This window comes from Ruegeria sp. HKCCD6119 (assembly GCF_013110585.1).
Lineage (GTDB): Bacteria > Pseudomonadota > Alphaproteobacteria > Rhodobacterales > Rhodobacteraceae > Ruegeria.
The window spans coordinates 16,874-31,364 of sequence record NZ_WVQV01000014.1 but is presented as its reverse complement, the minus strand read 5'-3'; the positions used below and the strand labels follow the sequence as shown (position 1 = coordinate 31,364).

19 protein-coding genes are annotated in these 14,491 nt (G+C 56.2%); 15 read left to right on the top strand and 4 right to left on the bottom strand.

The annotated features are described in order from the left end of the window. Nucleotides 1-227: 227 nt before the first annotated feature. Nucleotides 228-443: a hypothetical protein gene (locus GS611_RS19335; protein WP_171638160.1), complete on the top strand. Its 216-nt coding sequence runs from the start codon at nucleotides 228-230 to the stop codon at nucleotides 441-443. Between the two features lie 9 nt (nucleotides 444-452). Here the strand turns inward: GS611_RS19335 and GS611_RS19330 are convergent, their stop codons facing one another. Then, complete coding sequence (locus GS611_RS19330) at nucleotides 453-671, bottom strand: hypothetical protein (RefSeq protein ID WP_171117671.1); 219 nt, start codon at nucleotides 669-671, stop codon at nucleotides 453-455. Nucleotides 672-831: 160 nt separating this feature from the next. On the opposite strand from GS611_RS19330, the gene GS611_RS19325 reads away from it, so the two are divergent. Then, a complete protein-coding gene (locus GS611_RS19325) occupies nucleotides 832-1,020 on the top strand; it encodes a hypothetical protein (protein WP_171638158.1) in 189 nt (62 codons plus the stop codon). Between the two features lie 79 nt (nucleotides 1,021-1,099). Further along, nucleotides 1,100-1,363, top strand: a complete 264-nt coding sequence (locus GS611_RS19320) for a DUF2312 domain-containing protein (RefSeq protein ID WP_152457363.1) — start codon at nucleotides 1,100-1,102, stop codon at nucleotides 1,361-1,363. Nucleotides 1,364-1,941: 578 nt separating this feature from the next. Here GS611_RS19320 and GS611_RS19315 read toward each other — a convergent pair. From GS611_RS19315 to GS611_RS19305, 3 genes are all read right to left on the bottom strand, one after another. Further along, entirely contained in the window at nucleotides 1,942-3,003 is a 1,062-nt protein-coding gene (locus tag GS611_RS19315; RefSeq protein ID WP_171638157.1) for a YeeE/YedE family protein, read from the bottom strand. Between the two features lie 41 nt (nucleotides 3,004-3,044). After that, on the bottom strand, nucleotides 3,045-3,353 hold the full coding sequence (locus GS611_RS19310; RefSeq protein WP_152459831.1) for a metalloregulator ArsR/SmtB family transcription factor: 309 nt from the start codon (nucleotides 3,351-3,353) through the stop codon (nucleotides 3,045-3,047). A gap of 100 nt (nucleotides 3,354-3,453) precedes the next feature. Then, the gene (locus GS611_RS19305; protein ID WP_171638155.1) at nucleotides 3,454-3,828 is read right to left on the bottom strand and encodes a hypothetical protein; all 375 of its coding nucleotides are present in this window, start codon (nucleotides 3,826-3,828) and stop codon (nucleotides 3,454-3,456) included. An 80-nt stretch (nucleotides 3,829-3,908) separates the two neighbouring features. Between GS611_RS19305 and GS611_RS19300 the strand changes: the two genes are divergently transcribed. The 12 genes from GS611_RS19300 (at nucleotide 3,909) to GS611_RS19245 (ending at nucleotide 14,490) form a co-directional block, all read left to right on the top strand. Next, a complete protein-coding gene (locus GS611_RS19300; protein WP_171638153.1) occupies nucleotides 3,909-4,649 on the top strand; it encodes a cytochrome c biogenesis CcdA family protein in 741 nt (246 codons plus the stop codon). 14 nt (nucleotides 4,650-4,663) lie between these two features. Next, nucleotides 4,664-5,242 (top strand): thioredoxin family protein, encoded by a 579-nt coding sequence (locus GS611_RS19295; protein ID WP_171638151.1) that lies wholly within the window; start codon nucleotides 4,664-4,666, stop codon nucleotides 5,240-5,242. Nucleotides 5,243-5,373: 131 nt separating this feature from the next. Continuing rightward, a complete protein-coding gene (gene soxX / locus GS611_RS19290; protein WP_171638149.1) occupies nucleotides 5,374-5,850 on the top strand; it encodes a sulfur oxidation c-type cytochrome SoxX in 477 nt (158 codons plus the stop codon). A gap of 46 nt (nucleotides 5,851-5,896) precedes the next feature. Beyond that, the gene (gene soxY, locus GS611_RS19285) at nucleotides 5,897-6,313 is read left to right on the top strand and encodes a thiosulfate oxidation carrier protein SoxY (protein WP_171638147.1); all 417 of its coding nucleotides are present in this window, start codon (nucleotides 5,897-5,899) and stop codon (nucleotides 6,311-6,313) included. Nucleotides 6,314-6,349: 36 nt separating this feature from the next. Continuing rightward, entirely contained in the window at nucleotides 6,350-6,679 is a 330-nt protein-coding gene (gene soxZ, locus GS611_RS19280; RefSeq protein ID WP_117869618.1) for a thiosulfate oxidation carrier complex protein SoxZ, read from the top strand. Nucleotides 6,680-6,749: 70 nt separating this feature from the next. After that, nucleotides 6,750-7,595, top strand: coding sequence for a sulfur oxidation c-type cytochrome SoxA (gene soxA / locus GS611_RS19275; protein WP_171638145.1), 846 nt, complete (start codon nucleotides 6,750-6,752; stop codon nucleotides 7,593-7,595). An 88-nt stretch (nucleotides 7,596-7,683) separates the two neighbouring features. Further along, nucleotides 7,684-9,381, top strand: a complete 1,698-nt coding sequence (gene soxB, locus GS611_RS19270; RefSeq protein WP_171638143.1) for a thiosulfohydrolase SoxB — start codon at nucleotides 7,684-7,686, stop codon at nucleotides 9,379-9,381. Nucleotides 9,382-9,405: 24 nt separating this feature from the next. Beyond that, nucleotides 9,406-10,668, top strand: a complete 1,263-nt coding sequence (gene soxC / locus GS611_RS19265) for a sulfite dehydrogenase (RefSeq protein WP_171638141.1) — start codon at nucleotides 9,406-9,408, stop codon at nucleotides 10,666-10,668. Beyond that, nucleotides 10,652-11,977, top strand: coding sequence for a c-type cytochrome (locus GS611_RS19260; RefSeq protein WP_171638139.1), 1,326 nt, complete (start codon nucleotides 10,652-10,654; stop codon nucleotides 11,975-11,977). Before soxC ends, GS611_RS19260 begins: the two co-directional genes overlap by 17 nt. A gap of 2 nt (nucleotides 11,978-11,979) precedes the next feature. Next, complete coding sequence (locus tag GS611_RS19255) at nucleotides 11,980-12,687, top strand: c-type cytochrome (RefSeq protein WP_171638137.1); 708 nt, start codon at nucleotides 11,980-11,982, stop codon at nucleotides 12,685-12,687. A 24-nt stretch (nucleotides 12,688-12,711) separates the two neighbouring features. Next, entirely contained in the window at nucleotides 12,712-13,974 is a 1,263-nt protein-coding gene (locus GS611_RS19250; protein WP_171638135.1) for an NAD(P)/FAD-dependent oxidoreductase, read from the top strand. Nucleotides 13,975-14,055: 81 nt separating this feature from the next. Further along, complete coding sequence (locus GS611_RS19245) at nucleotides 14,056-14,490, top strand: DUF302 domain-containing protein (RefSeq protein WP_171638133.1); 435 nt, start codon at nucleotides 14,056-14,058, stop codon at nucleotides 14,488-14,490. The last annotated feature ends 1 nt before the right edge of the window (nucleotide 14,491 follow it).

Here is a 14,491-nt window from a genome sequence, read left to right as displayed (position 1 = left end):
GTTGTCATTATCATATATGTAAAATGGAATGTGACGCAACATCGAACCTGTGTTTGATGCGCGTCAAGGCATTCACGATTAAATCAGCTTAAACTTTAGCCCATCCGCGCCGGATTGCCGAAAACGCGAATGTGTTGGGCAATATCCTGCACAATTTCAGGTTAATATCAGCGGGTCTTATTCCCGTTACCTATATCTGGGATACTGGCGACACTTGGGAGGGTACTATGACATCAACAAGTCTTTATTCCGAAGCAGAACGGCTTGAACAAGAGCTCAGAAATGCGAGCCTTGATACGCGTTTGGCGCTTCAACCGAGTGTGAGCAAGGTTGTCGACCGTATGCGACAGCAGGGGATGCAGGTGCCGTCCCGCCTGCGGCGTCTGGATGCAGCCCTGTGCGAAGACGCCATGGAAGCGCAGTTCGATAACCTACCGATTTGAAACAAGTGGTCATCCAAAGGATATCCCGAGGATGACCAGCATCAATCCAAGGACGGATAGGAACAAAGACGCCAGGTTCCAGGGCAAAACGCCCTGAACGGTCGCGCGCAGTTCGTCGTCTGACAGACCCGCCTTGCGCGCTTTCATCACGCGAAGAATGCACCAGATCAGGCCGGCGAGGCCGGTCAGAGAAAGGGCTGCGCCGCCCCAAGTGATGAATTCGAACATGGTGCCCTACATCTCTTCGTGAACTACCCCAGCGCTTACCGGAACGGATCACGCCGTACAAGTGCGCTTGGGGATTGGGTGGGATTGGGTGCTTGCGACCCGGGCGGCGGCATTGTATCCGGCTTCCTGCATCAGATTTCAGCCCTTGGGACCGACGCGTATGGAAGGCATCATCAAAGATCAGACTGCCGCCAACTGTCGCGTGACTGCCGATGAGCCGTGCCAGTTCATCGAACGGTTTGAGGGTCTGGATGCGGTGAAAACAACCTGGTGGAACAGCGGAAAGAAGCCATGGCCGAGGCCCGGGCACGTCGTTGCTTTTGCCTCCAGAAAACTGTTTTGTGTGTAGCAACCACAGCTTGAGGCGAATACAGGTGGTATGAACTGTATTCTCTTAGCGGTGATGATCCAGAATTGGGAAGAATTGGATGAGCATGTCGGAAGAAGCAGAAGCAAGTTACAAGGTCACCTCTGGGGAGCTGCGCCAATTTGTTGAGCGTATCGAGCGCCTGGAGTTGGAAAAGAAAGACATCGCGGATCAAATAAAGGAAGTGTACGCAGAGAGTAAATCGCGCGGCTACGATGTGAAGGCTCTTCGCAGCATCATTTCTCTCAGAAAAAGAGACAAGGATGATATTGCCGAGCAAGAGGCTGTCATCGAGATGTACAAAGAAGCCTTGGGCATGAACTAAGGCCGGTTCTTGGCAAAAGCGCTAATTCATTCAGGCTGACAAAAGCTTTACGAAGAAATGCGTGTCACTTGCCGAGACTGCAACATGTGCAGCCGGACAGGGCGGAGATTTCAAATATCGCAGACCTGGCTGGCTGTGCGGTGACGTCTGCTGCCTCAGTGGCCTTGTGGGTTTGCAGGGTCTTTGCTGACGACGAATTCTCGTTTTCGCTGGAAGATCTTCAATGTGTCAGAAAGCCGAAGCTGCGGTTGCTGAAGACCTTGTTGCCTTTTTTGATAGTTTATCCGAGGCAAGACCTGCCTCGTGATAGCCTGAAGGCTTGCGGCTCAAAGGCTGGGTTCTTTTAGCATTGAAGATCGTTGAAGATTCCTGTTCCGCCTTTTGCGGAGTGACACATGCGATTGGGCTGTGGAGGTTTCTCGACCGACCCTGCGGCATTGCGGGTGAGAGCGCTGCAAACCATCCTGTCGGTCAACCAAAGGCCGGTCATCCACCAACTTACAAAGCCAGACCACTCAAGTGGGGCTAATCAGCGCGACCAACACCTTTTTGGCATAAGGCATGGTGGTGTTAAGAACTCAGCGCTCGGTAATGAAGGACAGTCCGGACACGAGCTGTCTCAGTCCAAGCGCCGCGCCCGCAAAGATCGCGGCGAATGTCACGGGCGCGCTGTATGCCAGAAGTGAAAAGGCAGATATGCCTTGTCCAACGCTGCAACCGACTGCGATGATCGCTCCGGGGCCCATGATCGCCGCGCCCAGCATCTGCCGTTTCAATTCGCGTGGATCTTCGCAGGCTTCCCAGCGAAAATGACCCTTTGACCAAGACCCCAAAAACGCGCCGATCAGAACGCCCGAGACTGATCCGACGGCAAAAGACAAAGTGTTGCCGGACGCTGTCATCAAGTAGAATATCGTGTCACCCAAGGGTGCAGCGAAGGTATGGGTTTGCACCGGCTCACCGTCAAAGCCGTGGGTCGCTACCCAGTTCGTGCCAAGCCAGCCCGAGACGATCGCCAGTCCAACCACAGATCCCCAGAACACCTGCGCTGGCTTACGGCGGAACTGCTGGTTCGCCAAAGCGAAGACCACCAAAATAACACCGACGGCAGAACCGACGAGCCACGCCGGAACTGAGGTCAATCGTTCGGCAAGAAAGCTGACGCTTTGGGGGGCACTGATATCCATTTCTACTGGAAACAGCCAAACCCGCAGATATGCCAGGGGGCCGGACATTACGACATACGCCGAAAGTCCCATGATCAGAACGATGACGAAGGATCGAAGGTCGCCACCTCCCAGCCTTGCCAGCGCCCCATAACCGCAGTTCCCGCTGATGGCCATTCCATAACCGAACATGAGGCCGCCCACGATCGAACCGATCGGGTTCCAGGTCTGGGCAAGGTAGCGTGTTCCTACAGGGTCAAGCCACCCGAACGCCATGGCGGCATGGCTTCCAACAATGGCGACGCCAATCGCAACCGCCCACATGCGAAGTCGCCGATCATCGCCTGCGTAAAGGAAGTCTTCGATGGCACCCAACGTGCAAAAGCGACCGATGCGTGCAGCCAGCCCCAAAGCGATGCCCCCAATCAAACCGATCAGAGCAACGGCATTTGCGTCTCCCAATGCTTCGAACATTGCCAGTCTCCTCCCAAAGCTGGCGGCGTCTTGACCGGCTTCTACGTCTCCCGGCAGAAAAGATCGTAAACGACTTCCAGTATTTGCGTCGAACGATCATCAGCCAATCTGTAATAAATTGTCTTACCCTCGCGCCGTGTTTTGACCAAGCCTTCAAAGCGCAGTCGGGATAATTGTTGGGATACGGCGGCCTGTCTCGCCGACAGCATCTCTTCCATCTGGGTGACGGACTTTTCACCCGATGACAGATAGCACAAGATCATCAGACGCCCTTCGTGGCTGATGGCCTTCAGGAAGTTTGATGCCGTCTGGGCATTCTCCATCATTCGGTCCAGATCTTCTGCACACATGTCCTTTGTGAACACCGGCAGTTTCGATGGTTTGTCCAAAAGGATCGCCTCGCTTTCTCAGCTTCACGCATTCAAAACAGTTTATGTAATTTGCCGCCGATTAGCCAGAGGTCTCAACCTGTACCCCTGCGTCACGTAGCATCACGCCCAACAACCCCCAGAAAAAGTCTTCGCCGGGGTAGCCTTCGATCCGGCCAACTTCGTGGCCGTTGTCCAACAAAACAAAGGTCGGAGTGTAGTGGAGAGGTCGTTTTAGGGTGATCCCATCCGGCAGGGTTTCATGGATGTCGACACGCCGAAGCGGGGCGGCATTTCCTTCCTGTGTTTTCGGGTAGATCCCCGAGATTTCGGAATCCCATCGGGCACACCACATGCACCCATCTTCTTCGGCCATCAGAAGCGTCATTTCAGCCCGTAAAGCCAAAGGCGAAACAAGCAACGTGACCGCAAGCACAAGCAGGAAAAGGTGGCGCATCTCAAGCTCCGATTGACCGCAGCGTTATATCTTTATTACTTTGAATGTATGAATGATAGCGTGCCAAGACGGGTTTGACCATGCTCGACATCACTTTTGCAGGGGCTTTGGTCGCAGGGGTGTTGTCATTTCTGTCCCCGTGCATCCTGCCGATTGTGCCGTTTTACCTCAGTTACCTGGCGGGTGTCGGGATGGAGCAGATTTCTGCAAGTTCAGTCATTTCCGGCAACGTTCGCCGCAGGGCAACGCTTTCTGCAATCGCTTTTGCAGCAGGGATCATAACGATTTTCATGGCGCTTGGAGCCACGGCTTCGATATTCGGTCAAATGATCCGCGAATACTTCGATATCCTTCGATGGATTGCCGCGGCCATCATCATGGCGATGGGCTTGCATTTCCTGGGGCTGATTCGCATCGGATTCCTGTATCGCCAGTTTCAGGCGGATGTCGGTGAAACATCTAACCTGAGCCTGATTGGTGCGTATGTTCTGGGACTGGCATTTGCTTTTGGCTGGACGCCCTGTGTCGGGCCCGTGCTTGCTGCAATCCTGTTTACGGCGGCCGGAACCGAGACGGCTTGGCGCGGTGCGATGCTTCTGTTCGTTTACGGGGCGGGAATGACTGCCCCCTTTGTTCTGGCGGCCTTTTTGGTGTGCCCCTTCATGCAGTGGATGGCGCGGTTCAGAAAGCATTTACCCCTGATCGAGAAGGCCATGGGCTGTCTGTTGTTTCTGTTCGGCGCTCTGATCGCAACCAACTCGATCAATCGCGTGGCCCAATGGATGCTGGACCATATGCCCTGGCTTGCGGCCATCGGATAATACGGGAGGAAAACATGAAGCGAACATTGTCAGTTTTGATGGCATGCATAGTGGGCGTGGCGGTTTCCGCCGCCGAGCTTGGCGACGACGGGTTGCATAAAACACCGTGGATGCGCGACACGTTCAAAGACCTTCGCGAGGATCTTGAAGAAGCGTCAGATGAAGGCAAGCGCCTGGTTTTGTTTATCGAGCAACAGGGCTGCATCTATTGCAAGAAAATGCACGAAGAGGTTTTCCCCCAGCCCGACCTTGCGGCGTACATCGAAGAGAATTTCTTTGTCGTCCAACTGGATCTGCACGGAAGCACCACGGCCACCGACTTTGACGGGGAAGAGAGCGAGCAAAGAGCGTTGATGCGCAAATGGGGGATTCTGTTTACGCCGACCCTTGTATTTCTGTCGGAAGAGGTTCCCGAGGACGCCACCGCCATTGATGCAGCGGTTGCAGTCATGCCGGGGGCGTTTTCGAAGGGAACAACTTTGGATCTGTTCACCTGGGTCTTTGAAAAGCGGTACGAACTTGAAAATGGTGAAGATTTTCAGCGCTACCACGCACGGCGCATTCAGGAGCGAAACAATATTTCACAAGACTGAGGTTCAGGGATATAAATAAAAAAATTCATTGTAATGAATTTAATGTTGCGACAGACCGCCCTCGTCGACTACGGTACACAAATGCTTTGGGTCGCAAAGCGCCGTCGGCGTGTTAGCAAATGGGAGGGATCATGAAGCTGAGACTCTTAACATTGGTCTGCGCAATGACAGGGGGTGCCGCGTTTGCCGCGGATACCGACCCGAAAAACGTAACCTATGGTGAATATGGTGCCGTAGAGGTCTCGTTGACCGGCGCGGCCGGTGACGCGGCAAATGGCGCGCTGATCGTTGGCGACAAGTCAAAAGGCAATTGCGTGGCGTGCCACTCGGTCTCGGCTTTGGCCGATATCCCGTTCCATGGCGAGGTTGGCCCGGCGTTGGATGGCGCCGGTGATCGTTGGTCCGAGGCCGAGCTTCGCGGATTGGTTGCAAACGCGAAAATGACGTTCGAAGGCACGGTGATGCCGGCATTCTACAAGGATGACGGCTATATCCGTCCGGGCGACGCCTATACCGGCAAAGCCCCGACCGAGCCCCTGACGTCGATCCTGACAGCGCAGGAAATCGAAGACGTGGTCGCGTTTCTTGCAACCCTGAAAGAGGAATAGTCGCGCTTCGATAGCGTGATTGTCGAAGATTCAAAGGAGATTGAAAATGGAATTCTCTCGCCGCGAAACTCTGGCCCTTGGGCTGGGCGCCGCGTTCCTGACAATGATGCCGTTTCGTGCAAATGCGGCCGCTGAGGATGCGATTGCCGCGTTTACCGGTGGGGCGGATGTGGCTGACGGCGGTGTTACACTGACGGCACCTGAAATCGCCGAAAACGGAAACACCGTACCGATCGAAGTAAGCGCCCCGGGTGCGGCGTCGATTCTGATCGTTGCAGCAGGCAACCCCGAACCGGGCGTCGCAACGTTCAACTTTGGCCCGCTGGCTGCTGAACAGGCTGCCTCAACTCGTATCCGCCTTGCCGGAACGCAGGATGTCATTGCCGTGGCGAAGATGGCAGATGGCAGCTTTGCCAAGGCATCCGCGACCGTGAAAGTGACAATCGGCGGCTGCGGCGGCTGATAGCCACGCGCGCCTCGAAGAACAGGAGACTAACCAATGGCATCCGGTGTGAAACCCCGCGTCAAGGTTCCGAAGAAAGCCGCAGCTGGCGAAACCGTCACGATCAAGACATTGATCAGCCACAAGATGGAAAGCGGACAGCGCAAGGACAAAGAAGGCAACGTCATACCTCGGTCGATCATCAACCGTTTCACTTGTGAGTTTAACGGCGAAATGGTGGTCGATGTGACGATGGAGCCGGCAATCTCAACCAACCCGTATTTCCAGTTTGAGGCAACCGTGCCCGAGGCAGGTGAGTTCGTGTTCACCTGGTACGATGACGACGGCTCTGTCTACGACGAGAAGAAATCGATCGAGATCGCCTGACGGCTCGACCAATAAGGCAGATCAGCGCCGGACATGACGTTTGGCGCTGGTCCACCAAGGGAGGAACGTAATGAATACAAAGGCATTAACGGCGATCGCGGCAGTTCTGGTTTTCCCAGTGGCAGCATTGGCCGGACCTGACGAAGACAATCTTGTGATCAATGACGAGCTGGACATGACCTCGGTCACCGAAGCGCCGGCGCATCTGGAAAACCTGGACACGATCTATTCCGGTTGGCATTTCCGTACGGATGAAACCCAGGCCCTTCAGATTGATGATTTCGATAATCCGGCGATGATCTTCGTCGACCAGGCTGCCGACCTTTTTGAGACAGTCGATGGGGCTGCCGGCAAAAGCTGTGCCTCTTGCCACGACGGGGTGGAAAGCTTCAAGGGATTGCAGGCTTCCATGCCGAAGGTTGATGCCGAAACCGGCAAGCTGGTGGTCATGGAAGATCTGATCAACGCGTGCCGGACCGAGCACATGGAGGCCGATGCCTGGAAATGGTCCGGCGGCGATATGCAGGGCATGGTCGCTTTGATCGGCCTACAGTCACGCGGGATGCCCATGAACGTTGCCATTGACGGTGACGCCGCCCCGTATTGGGAACAGGGCAAGGAAATGTACTATACGCGCTATGGCCAGTTAGAGCTGAGCTGTGCCAACTGTCATGAAGACAATTGGGGCAATATGATCCGGGCAGATCACCTGAGCCAGGGAATGATCAATGGGTTCCCGACGTATCGTTTGAAACAGGCCAAGCTGATTTCGCGACACAATCGTTTCCGCGGTTGTATTCGTGATACGCGGGCGGAAACCTTTGCCGAAGGTTCAGACGAATTTCGTGCGCTGGAGCTTTATGTTGCCTCGCGTGGCAACGGGCTTTCAGTCGAAACTCCGGCCGTACGCCAGTAACAACAGGCCCGCGTAGGAAGTGTCCAGCGCGGGTTTTTCCGTTAGTTTAACATTCACACATTTATATGTGAAACAGGAAAGCCGAAAGATGATTTCTCGACGTGACTTCTTGCAGGTTTCAATGGCGGCATCGGCTCTGTACGGGGCATCCGGGTTTGGCAATTGGGCCAGGCTTTCCGCACAGCAAAGTCTGACGCAGGATCAGCTGCTGGAGTTTGAGACCTTTGGCAATATCAGCCTGATCCATGTCACCGACATTCACGCACAACTCAAACCGATATACTTCCGTGAACCCGAGATAAACCTGGGTATCGGTGAGGCAAAGGGGCAGATGCCGCATGTCACGGGGGCCGCGTTCCGCAAGGCCTACGGGATCGAAGATGGCAGCTCGTCGGCCTATGCGCTGACCTACGACGACTTTTCAGCCTTGGCAAAGACCTACGGTCGGGTTGGTGGTTTGGACCGGGTTTCGACGGTGATCAATGCCATCCGTGCGGACCGGCCCGATGCCCTGCTTTTGGATGGCGGCGATACCTGGCACGGGTCTTACACCTGTTACCAGACGGCTGGTCAGGACATGGTCAATGTCATGAACGCGCTGAAACCTGATGCAATGACCTTCCATTGGGAGTTCACGCTGGGCAGCGACAGAGTCAACGAAATCGTCGAAGGGCTGCCCTTTGCCGCCTTGGGTCAGAACATCTTTGATGCCGAATGGGATGAACCTGCGGAACTGTTCAAGCCCTACAAGTTCTTTGACCGGGGAGGTGCAAAGGTTGCCGTGATCGGACAGGCGTTCCCTTACATGCCAATCGCGAACCCGGGTTGGATGTTCCCTGAATACTCTTTCGGCATTCGGGACGAAAACATGCAGGCCGTGGTGGACGAGGTTCGCGATGCCGGTGCCGATGTCGTCGTCGTCCTCAGCCATAACGGCTTTGACGTGGACAAGAAAATGGCAGGCCGGGTGGAGGGGGTCGACGTGATCCTCAGTGGCCACACCCATGATGCGCTGCCCGAGCCGGTTCTGGTGGGCAAAACGCATATCATCGCGTCCGGCTCGAACGGCAAGTTCGTCAGCCGCGTGGATCTGGATGTGCGGGATGGGCAGTTGATGGGGTTGAAGCACAAGCTGATCCCGATCTTCTCTGATGTTATCGCTCCGGATCCTGCGATCACCGCCCTGATAGATGAGCAGCGCGCGCCCTATGAGGCGACGCTCAGTGAAGTGATCGGCAAAACGGACTCGTTGCTCTATCGTCGCGGCAATTTCAACGGAACCTGGGATGACCTGATCTGTGATGCCCTGCTTAAGGAGCGGGAGGCAGACATTGCCATGTCCCCCGGTGTTCGTTGGGGGCCGTCGATCCTGCCGGGGCAGGAGATCACGCGCGAGGACATCTGGAACGTCACTTCGATGTCATATCCGAATGCCTATCGCACGGAAATGACGGGTGAGTTCATCCATGTGATCCTCGAGGATGTTGGTGACAACCTGTTCAATCCTGATCCCTACTACCAGCAGGGCGGGGATATGGTCCGTGTCGGTGGGCTGGGCTACCGCATCGATGTGACCAAGCCGCAAGGGCAGCGGATCAGCGAGATGACCCTGCTGAAGACGGGTGAAGCGATTGATCCGTCGAAAACCTATGTCGTGGCCGGCTGGGCCAGCGTCAACGAAGGCACCGAGGGTCCGCCGATCTGGGATGTCGTCGAAAACCACATTCGCAACCTTGGAACCGTAACGGTGCAAGAGAACACCAGCGTCGATGTCGTCGGCGTCTAAGAAACAGATGGAGACCTAAGAGATATGGATGACGCGTTCAAACCGTCCCGCCGGGCCTTCCTGAAAGGCAGTGCTGCGGTCGCCGCGGGGTCAGTTGCAGGTGCGGCAGTGGCAGAAACGCCCGACCCCCTGATAACAGAGCTTCAGGATTGGGCATCGTACACGGGTGCAGGCGTTGACGAGACACCCTATGGCATGCCGATCAGCTATGAATCCCATGTCGTGCGCCGCAATGTGGAGTGGCTGACCGCCTCTCCGATTTCGTCGATCAACTTCACGCCGATCCACGCGCTTGATGGTACAATCACACCCCAGGGCTGCGCCTTTGAACGGCACCACTCGGGCGCAATCGAGCTGCGCAAGGAAGACTATCGGCTGATGATAAACGGTCTGGTCGATCGCCCGCTTGTCTTTACGTATGACGACATCGAACGTTTCCCGCGCGAAAACCACGTGTATTTCTGCGAATGCGCAGCGAATACCGGGATGGAGTGGGCGGGTGCGCAGCTCAACGGCGTGCAATTCACCCATGGTATGATCCACAACATGGAATACACCGGTGTTCCGCTGCGCACGCTGTTGCAAGAGGCCGGCGCCGATATCTCGCCCGACAAATGGGTCTATGTCGAGGGCGCGGACGCGTCGTCCAATGGTCGCTCCATTCCGATGGAAAAAGCGCTGGATGATGTGTTGGTGGCATTCAAGGCAAATGGCGAGGCCCTGCGGATGGAACATGGCTATCCCGTGCGCCTGGTCGTGCCAGGCTGGGAAGGCAACATGTGGGTCAAATGGCTGCGCCGGATCGAGGTCGTCGACAGGGCGGTCGAAAGCCGCGAAGAAACTTCGAAATACACCGATGTCTATGCCGATGGCACGGCCCAGAAATGGACTTGGGTGATGGATGCGAAATCCGTCATAACCTCGCCCAGCCCGCAAATGCCGATCAAACATGGGCCCGGGCCGCTGGTGATTTCAGGGCTTGCATGGTCAGGCCACGGACAGATTACCCGAGTCGATGTATCCAAGGACGGCGGCATCACGTGGGAGACGGCACGCCTTGGCAAGCAGGGCGACACCAAGGCTTTGACACGTTTCTATCTCGACACGAATTGGGACGGGGCGCCCATGCTCCTACAGGCCCGAGCAATGGATGAGACCGGCTATGTACAGCCAACCAAAGACCTGCTGCGCGAAAAGCGCGGCGAGAACTCGGTCTATCACAACAACTGTATCCAGACGTGGTACGTAAGCGCAGAAGGGATCGCCGAGAATGTCGAAGTCTCTTAGCCATGTTTTCCTGCCCGTATTCGGCGGCACAGCGTTACTGCTTGCGGGGGCGTTGGTGTTCGCCAACCGAAACTTCGGCCAACTGAAGATCGAAACTTTGGAAACCCGGATTGGTCAGGTTGAGGCCCACGCAGCAGCCGCACAGGAAAAAGCGAAGTCAGAAGCCGAACGAGCAGCCCAGCTTGAGCTCAAAGTCCAGGAAATTCAGGCCGCCGCAGCGGAACGGGTTACGAATGGCGCGAACCTGACCGCACCTGCGCCCAGCCGCGAGGGCACCTATGGGCTTGGACGGCCTGCGCTGGAGGAAGAGATCGCGGCCTGGGACGTTGACGTTTTGCCGGACGGGCGGGGCTTGCCTGTCGGATCGGGCGACGTTTGGACCGGGGAAGAAGTGTTTGCCGACCGCTGCGCCTCCTGTCACGGAGAGTTCGCGGAAGGTGTGGACAATTGGCCCGTTCTTGCCGGTGGGTTCGATACGCTTGCAAACGAAGATCCCGTGAAGACCGTCGGGTCCTACTGGCCGCATTTGTCTACTGCCTGGGATTACATTTCCCGTTCCATGCCATTTGGCGAGGCGGGCACTTTGACCGCGGATGAGACCTATGCGATTGTTGCCTACATCCTGTATTCAAATGATTTGGTGGATGACGATTTCGAACTGAGCAACGAAAACTTCGCCGAATTCGAGATGTACAACAAAGACGGTTTTGTCGTCGATACGCGACCCGAGACCGAGTACGCCGAATCGCGCAAAGAGCCTTGCATGGAAAACTGCAAGGCAGAGGCCGCTGTCACAATGCGTTCCGTTTTTCTGGTCGAGACGCCGCCCGAAGGTGGGTCGAACTCGGTGATGAATGATGCCACCGTGGACGGGTTGCCGACATTCACTGCGGACGGCCCGTCGTTCATTCCGGCAGCGGCACCCAAGCCCGAGGAAAAAGCCGCCGCGGAGCCAGCCGTTCAAGAGGCCGAAAAGACCGACGAAGCAACGGAACTGGTTGCCGCCGGAGCGAAAGTCTTCAAGAAGTGCAAAGCCTGCCATCAGGTGGGTGAAGGTGCAAAGCACGGCACCGGGCCGGCGTTGAACGGAATTGTCGGGGCCAATGCAGGATCGGTCGAGGGGTTCAAATACTCCAAGGCGATGAAAGCCGCATCCGAGGCCGGCCTTGTTTGGACGGATGAGGAAATGGCGGCCTTCCTGACGAAACCCAAGGATTACATGAAGGGCACGCGAATGTCTTTTGCGGGGCTCAGGAAGCCAGACGACGTTGAGGCCGTGATTGTCTACCTCAAATCGTTCGGAAGCTGATCATGCGGTGGCCGGACATACTGGCGTGCACGGCGGTCTTGGCGGCTTTCGCCACATCGACCTACGCAACCGAAGACCTTGGTGATGCCGAGGCCGGGAAAACAGTGTTCGCCAAATGCAAGGGCTGCCATCAGGTTGGCGAAGGAGCGGAAAACAAAATCGGCCCGCATCTGAATGGTGTCTTTGGGCGCAAGGCCGCGGGTCTTGACGGTTTCAATTATTCCAAAAGCCTGCTGCGCGCGGGAAATTCGGGTTTGGAATGGCACGCTGACACTCTGTCAGCCTATATCGAAAATCCACGTGCATTTGCGTCGGGCACAAGGATGAGCTTTCGCGGTCTGAAAGACCCGGAAGACCGGGCCAATGTGATTGCCTATTTGCGGGGGTTTTCAGACAACCCTCGGGATATTCCCGAAGCGGACCCAACCGCGAAAGGCACGGACCATTCCGTCGATCCAGCGATCCTGGCGATTCAGGGAGACCCCGAATACGGCGCATATCTCAGCAGCGAATGCACGACGTGCCATCAGATCGAGGGAAGTGACGAGGGTATCCCGTCGATCGTGTATTGGCCCGACGAGGATTTTGTCGTCGCCATGCACGCATACAAGGACAAAAAGCGGCCACACCCGGTTATGCAAATGATCGCCGGAAGGCTGAGCAATGACGAGATCGCGGCCTTGGCCGCATATTTCAATAACCCAGAGTGATTGTGCCCAAGGGGAGGAAACGCGATGACACTCAATAGACGTACATTTCTAGGAGCCGCCGGGGTGGCGGCAGCCGGATTATCTGCACCGATGGTTCTGGCTCAGGGCAGGCCTCGGGTCGTTGTTGTCGGCGGCGGTGCAGGCGGCGCTACGGCTGCCCGCTATATTGCAAAGGACAGCAAAGGTGAGATCGACGTGACGCTGATCGAGCCGTCGCGGACCTACTACACCTGCTTCTTTTCGAACCTGTATCTTGGAGGGTTCCAGGAACTGTCGGATATCGCGCACAGCTATGGCACGCTTGCCGCCGACTATGGGATAAACGTGGTCCACGATTGGGCCATCGGTGTTGACCGCGATGCCAAGACTGTATCATTGGCCGGGGGTGGCTCGGTTCCGTATGACAAGCTGATCCTCAGCCCGGGTATCGATTTTGTCGACGGGGCTGTTGAAGGCTGGGACGTCTCGGCGCAAAACAAGATGCCGCATGCGTACAAGGCCGGCTCGCAGACAGAGCTTCTGAAAGCTCAGATCATGGCGATGCCCGAAGGCGGTACTTTTGCGATGGTTGCACCACCAAACCCGTACCGCTGCCCGCCCGGACCCTATGAACGGGTCTCGATGGTTGCGCATGTTCTGAAAGCAAACAATCCCACTGCGAAAATCATCGTGGCGGATCCGAAGCCGAAGTTTTCGAAGATGGCATTGTTCCAGGAAGGCTGGGCAAACCATTACGAAGGCATGGTCGACTGGATTGGTGAAGACTTCGGTGGCGGCAATGTCTCGGTAAACCCGGACGCGATGACGGTGACCATCGACGGAGAAGAGACCACAGTCGACGTCTGCAACGTGATCCCGGCGATGAAAGCCGGACGCATTGCCGAAATGGCCGGAGTGACCGAAGGCAACTGGGCGCCGGTGAACGCCGCGGACATGTCCTCCAAGGCGGATCCGGACATCTATGTCCTGGGCGATGCCAGCCAGCAGGGTGACATGCCGAAATCGGGTTTCTCGGCCAATAGTCAGGCGAAAGTGTGCGCGAATGCCGTGCGGGGCGCGTTGACCGGATCCAAGGTGTTCCCGGCCAAGTTCTCCAACACATGCTGGTCGCTGATCGACACGGATGATGGCGTGAAGGTTGGCGCAACCTACGAGGCGACGCCGGAAAAAATCGCCAAGGTGGACGGGTTCATCAGCCAGACCGGCGAAGATGCCGATCTGAGAAAAGCAACGTATGAAGAGTCGCTGGGTTGGTACGCCGGTATCACCTCGGACATGTTTGGATAGAAGTTTTCGGGGGTTTTGACACGGGTCAAAGCCCCCGAAGCTCAATCTGAGAAACTGCGGCTCAGGAGGAGGATCAAGATCATGAAACACTCAATCATCACGGCCGCGTTCTTTGCAGTCTCTGCCAGTCAAGGGCTTGCCGAGGATATCATCACGACCCCCTTTGACGGAAGTTTTGATGATGCCACCTTTGCGGTCGAGTCCGCAATTGTCGGGCAGGGGCTGGTCATCGACTATGTGAGCCACGTTGGCGAAATGTTGAACCGAACGGGCGCTGATGTCGGCAGCGACAAACAGATATTCGCGGCGGCGGACATCTTTATTTTTTGCTCGGCAAAGATTTCGCGTGAGGTGATGGAAGCTGATCCGATGAATATCGGCTATTGCCCATACGGGATTTTCGTGGCCGAGGACGATGACGGGGTGAAGGTCGGATACCGAAGCTATCCGGACGGCCCAATGCAAAAGGTCCAGACCCTGTTGTCTGGAATCGTTGAAGAGGCTGTTGGGGATTGAT

Coding starts and splice junctions, on each gene's coding strand:
- GS611_RS19335 (WP_171638160.1), top strand. CDS start 228: ATGACATCAACAAGTCTTTATTCCGAAGCAGAACGGCTTGAACAAGAG.
- GS611_RS19330 (WP_171117671.1), bottom strand. CDS start 671: ATGTTCGAATTCATCACTTGGGGCGGCGCAGCCCTTTCTCTGACCGGC.
- GS611_RS19325 (WP_171638158.1), top strand. CDS start 832: ATGGAAGGCATCATCAAAGATCAGACTGCCGCCAACTGTCGCGTGACT.
- GS611_RS19320 (WP_152457363.1), top strand. CDS start 1,100: ATGAGCATGTCGGAAGAAGCAGAAGCAAGTTACAAGGTCACCTCTGGG.
- GS611_RS19315 (WP_171638157.1), bottom strand. CDS start 3,003: ATGTTCGAAGCATTGGGAGACGCAAATGCCGTTGCTCTGATCGGTTTG.
- GS611_RS19310 (WP_152459831.1), bottom strand. CDS start 3,353: ATGTGTGCAGAAGATCTGGACCGAATGATGGAGAATGCCCAGACGGCA.
- GS611_RS19305 (WP_171638155.1), bottom strand. CDS start 3,828: ATGCGCCACCTTTTCCTGCTTGTGCTTGCGGTCACGTTGCTTGTTTCG.
- GS611_RS19300 (WP_171638153.1), top strand. CDS start 3,909: ATGCTCGACATCACTTTTGCAGGGGCTTTGGTCGCAGGGGTGTTGTCA.
- GS611_RS19295 (WP_171638151.1), top strand. CDS start 4,664: ATGAAGCGAACATTGTCAGTTTTGATGGCATGCATAGTGGGCGTGGCG.
- soxX (WP_171638149.1), top strand. CDS start 5,374: ATGAAGCTGAGACTCTTAACATTGGTCTGCGCAATGACAGGGGGTGCC.
- soxY (WP_171638147.1), top strand. CDS start 5,897: ATGGAATTCTCTCGCCGCGAAACTCTGGCCCTTGGGCTGGGCGCCGCG.
- soxZ (WP_117869618.1), top strand. CDS start 6,350: ATGGCATCCGGTGTGAAACCCCGCGTCAAGGTTCCGAAGAAAGCCGCA.
- soxA (WP_171638145.1), top strand. CDS start 6,750: ATGAATACAAAGGCATTAACGGCGATCGCGGCAGTTCTGGTTTTCCCA.
- soxB (WP_171638143.1), top strand. CDS start 7,684: ATGATTTCTCGACGTGACTTCTTGCAGGTTTCAATGGCGGCATCGGCT.
- soxC (WP_171638141.1), top strand. CDS start 9,406: ATGGATGACGCGTTCAAACCGTCCCGCCGGGCCTTCCTGAAAGGCAGT.
- GS611_RS19260 (WP_171638139.1), top strand. CDS start 10,652: ATGTCGAAGTCTCTTAGCCATGTTTTCCTGCCCGTATTCGGCGGCACA.
- GS611_RS19255 (WP_171638137.1), top strand. CDS start 11,980: ATGCGGTGGCCGGACATACTGGCGTGCACGGCGGTCTTGGCGGCTTTC.
- GS611_RS19250 (WP_171638135.1), top strand. CDS start 12,712: ATGACACTCAATAGACGTACATTTCTAGGAGCCGCCGGGGTGGCGGCA.
- GS611_RS19245 (WP_171638133.1), top strand. CDS start 14,056: ATGAAACACTCAATCATCACGGCCGCGTTCTTTGCAGTCTCTGCCAGT.